Source organism: Streptomyces sp. P5F9 (genome assembly GCF_057961495.1).
This window is the reverse complement of record NZ_JBXVPZ010000820.1, coordinates 1-2,151: the sequence shown is the minus strand read 5'-3', so window position 1 is coordinate 2,151 and position 2,151 is coordinate 1. Positions and strand designations below refer to the sequence as shown.

General features: G+C 71.4%; 4 protein-coding genes. All 4 read left to right on the top strand.

Annotated elements, in window-relative coordinates; genetic code table 11:
* Window positions 1–499, top strand: a 499-nt coding sequence (locus AC31A1_RS50515; RefSeq protein ID WP_489659768.1) for a hypothetical protein, incomplete at its 5' end; no start/stop codon positions are given.
* Window positions 500–570: 71 nt separating this feature from the next.
* Window positions 571–792, top strand: coding sequence for a hypothetical protein (locus tag AC31A1_RS50510; RefSeq protein WP_489659770.1), 222 nt, complete (start codon window positions 571–573; stop codon window positions 790–792).
* Entirely contained in the window at window positions 789–911 is a 123-nt protein-coding gene (locus tag AC31A1_RS50505) for a hypothetical protein (protein ID WP_489659767.1), read from the top strand. The genes AC31A1_RS50510 and AC31A1_RS50505 overlap by 4 nt, the downstream gene beginning before the upstream one ends.
* Window positions 912–986: 75 nt before the next feature.
* The gene (locus AC31A1_RS50500; RefSeq protein ID WP_489659769.1) at window positions 987–2,129 is read left to right on the top strand and encodes an AAA family ATPase; all 1,143 of its coding nucleotides are present in this window, start codon (window positions 987–989) and stop codon (window positions 2,127–2,129) included.
* The last annotated feature ends 22 nt before the right edge of the window (window positions 2,130–2,151 follow it).

Sequence of the window (2,151 nt, the reverse complement as noted above, 5' to 3'; positions counted from 1 at the left end):
CCACGCGGCGACCACGACACTGACCCGGCGTCCCACCGAGGTCAACTCCCCACCCCCGAAAGGCCCTTCTGTCATGCCCCACTCGACCACACCCGCCTGGAACTGCCACAACGACGCCTGCCCGATCTGCACCGCACCGGAACGCGACGAGATGACCCTGCTGCGCTGCGCCATCCTCACGCTGCTGGAACAAGGCCGCTGGATGGCCTCCGACGAGATCCCCCTGCCCGAGATCCTCTCCGCCGGAGGCAACTACCTGAGCGGTTTTACCGACGACGACGTCCCTGCCCCCGCCGTCGAGCACTGGGCCTGGCTGGAGGCCGAGTTGCGCCTGACCGTCGCCCGCGCCGCCGGACTGGACGCCGTCAGCACCCTCGACCCGCGCATCGACCGCGTCCTGGCCACCGCCGCCCGCCGCACATGGCGGCGCCAGATAGACCTGCTCGACCTCGCCGCCGACCAGTTCACCGAACTCCACACGCGCCCCCGCGCCGCCTGAATCCACCGGCGCCCCACACCGTCACCACCGATAGGAGATCCGCCTTGCCCGAAGCACCAGCAGAGCCGTTCATGACGATCCGGCACACCATCACCGGCGAGATCACCACCACCGGCTACAACGCCGCCGCCCGGCGGATCCTGCTCCAGGCCGGCTTCGAAGAGACGCCAGGCTGCGCCTGCCGAGCGACGCAACCCGGTACGGAGCGGACGCACGGGCCTGCCCGGCAGCCAGCGAGCTGCTCGTCGCCGGCCATCCCCTGCACCTGGACCGAGCCCTCGGTCGGCCGGTGAGCGCCGACGCTACGCCCCGGTTGGCCCGCTCGCCGATGTCGGCACAGTCCGCGATCCGCTCCGAGAGCGGCCAGCCTCTGCCGCGCATCGCCAACCCCGCCCGCACCCGCACCTGTTGAAGGGGCCTCGTTTTGACCACACCCGGAACGCCTACCAGCCCAGCGCGCACCAAGGGCGGCGAACTACGGGCCAAGGTGGCCCGACTGCTGGCCGACCGGCCGGCGGACACGCTCACCATCGGGGACATGGCCAGGCAGCTGGGCCACTCCCACGGCGCTGTGCGCAACGCCGCCCTCACCCTGGTGCGACGCGGCGAGGCCGACCAAGGCGGAAGGGGACAACCGGAGTTCCGCGCGAACGCGAAAACCGCCGCAGCCGCGCAGACCGCTGTGATCAGCCCACCGGGCACCCACTCTCCCCGCGCCCAGGCGGCCACGGCCCGCACGACCATTCCCGCAGCAGCCACGCCCAGGCAGACCGGCCCGATCCGCCGCGCGGGGGGCCAGGTCTACCACCCGAGGGAGCTGGCCGATCTGCCCGACGTCGAGGCGTTGAATCGCTTGCGCGACGCCGACGTGCCGGTGCTGCTCTACGGCCCTCCGGGCACCGGCAAGACGAGTCTGGTCGAGGCGGCGTTCCCGGACCTGCTCACCGTCGCCGGTGACGGCGACACCACGGTCGGCGACCTGATCGGCGAGTACACACAGGCCGACGCGGGAGCCTACGTATTCCAGTACGGTCCGCTGGTCACCGCGATGACCGAGGGCCGCGCCCTGCTGATCGACGATGCCACCTTGATCTCACCGAAGGTCCTGGCGGCGCTGTATCCCGCGATGGACGGGCGCAGGCAGATCCAGGTCAAGGCCCACAAGGGCGAGACCATCAAGGCCGAGCCGGGCTTCTACGTGGTGGCGGGCCACAATCCCGGCGTCCACGGGGCGGTGTTGACGGAGGCGCTCGCGAGCCGGTTCAGCGTGCAGATCCAGATCGGCACGGACTATGACCTCGCCCTGGCCTTGAGGATCGATGCCCGGGTGGTCCGGGTCGCCCGACACCTCGCCCACCAGGTCGAACTCGGCGAGCTGGGCTGGGCCCCCCAACTGCGGGAACTGCTCAGCTACCAGAGGACCGAGGCCGTCCTCGGCACCAAAGCCGCGCTCGCGAACCTCGTCGGCATCGCTCCTGTGGAGGATCGCGACGCCGTCGCCGCCGCCGTCATCAAGGCTGCCGGCGTCAAGAAGATCGCGCCCCTCACCCTCGGCAAGCAGCTCTCCGCCTCGGCCGTCCGCCAGCCCCCGGGCAGCACCGGCTCCGCGCACCGGGGCCGCTCGCGATGAGCGCCCACCACCACGTCCAGTC

Bases quoted from the DNA above. Each gene is read 5' to 3' on its own strand.
- AC31A1_RS50510 (WP_489659770.1), top strand. From the start codon at position 571: ATGACGATCCGGCACACCATCACCGGCGAGATCACCACCACCGGCTAC.